The 1,031-nt window shown below is 72.6% G+C and carries 1 protein-coding gene; it reads left to right on the top strand.

The window, feature by feature from the left end; translation table 11 throughout:
* Positions 1 to 174 precede the first annotated feature (174 nt).
* The gene (uppS, locus tag ACZ60M_RS25435) at positions 175 to 939 is read left to right on the top strand and encodes a polyprenyl diphosphate synthase (RefSeq protein ID WP_465422045.1); all 765 of its coding nucleotides are present in this window, start codon (positions 175 to 177) and stop codon (positions 937 to 939) included.
* Positions 940 to 1,031: the final 92 nt, after the last annotated feature.

Genomic DNA, 1,031 nt, shown 5'->3' with positions numbered 1-1,031 from the left:
GGTAGAGTGGAGGGAGCGGCGTGAACCCCCAGGAGAAGGGATCTCCCCCCCCCCCCCCCCCCCACCCCACCCGCCCCCACACCCCCCCCCCCCCCCCCCCCCCCCCCCCCCCGCCGCCGCCCCCCCCCCCCCCCCCCCCCCCCCCCCCACCCGGGTGGCGCTAGGCTGGGCGCCATGCGCGCACCACGAATCCTCTACCGCTGGTATGCGAAGCGCTTGCGGCGCACGCTCGACGGCGGGCAGTTGCCGCGGCACGTGGCCGTGGCCATGGACGGGAACCGGCGCTGGGCCCGCCAGCAGGGGTTCGCCGACCCCGGTGTCGGCCACCGGTACGGGGCCGAGCACCTCGAAGACCTCCTCGACTGGTGCGCCGAGATCGGCATCGGACACGTCACCGTCTATGTCGCCTCCAGCGACAACCTGACCAAACGCGCCGGCAGCGAGATCGCGCACCTGATGTCGATGATCGAGCAGATCGTCGCCGAACGCCTCATGCGCCCGGGCAACCGGTGGCGGCTGCACCTCGCCGGTCACCTCGACCACCTCCCGGACTCGACCGCCCACGCCCTCAAGGCCGCCGTCGAAGCCACCGCCGACCGCACCGGCGGGCACCTCACGGTGGCCATCGGCTACGACGGCCAGGACGAGATCGTCGACGCCGTCCGCTCCCTCCTGGAAACCGAAGCATCCCAAGGGACCACGATCGGCGAACTCGCCGCCCGGCTGACCGCCGCCGACATCGGCGCCCACCGGTACACCCCGGACCTGCCCGAAGCGGACCTCATCATCCGCACCAGCGGCGAGAAGCGCTTCTCGGGTTTCCTGCTGTGGCAGTCGGCGGGCGCCGAGCTCTCGTTCTGCGACGTCTACTGGCCGGGGTTCCGGCACGTCGACTTCCTTCGCGCCCTGCGGGACTACGCGAGGCGCCGCGCCGCCTAGGGCCTGTCCTGCGAATCAGACCGGTCGTTATCCGGCCCGTTTGCCCGCTCGCTGCGTTGTCGGCCCTCCGAATACAACACCGGTATTCGGAG

The sequence above is a fragment of the Glycomyces sp. NPDC050141 genome (assembly GCF_055586545.1).
This window is presented reverse-complemented; position numbering and strand designations above follow the sequence as displayed.

What these genes read in the sequence shown, in the direction of transcription:
- uppS (WP_465422045.1), top strand. Translation starts at nt 175, where the DNA reads ATGCGCGCACCACGAATCCTCTACCGCTGGTATGCGAAGCGCTTGCGG.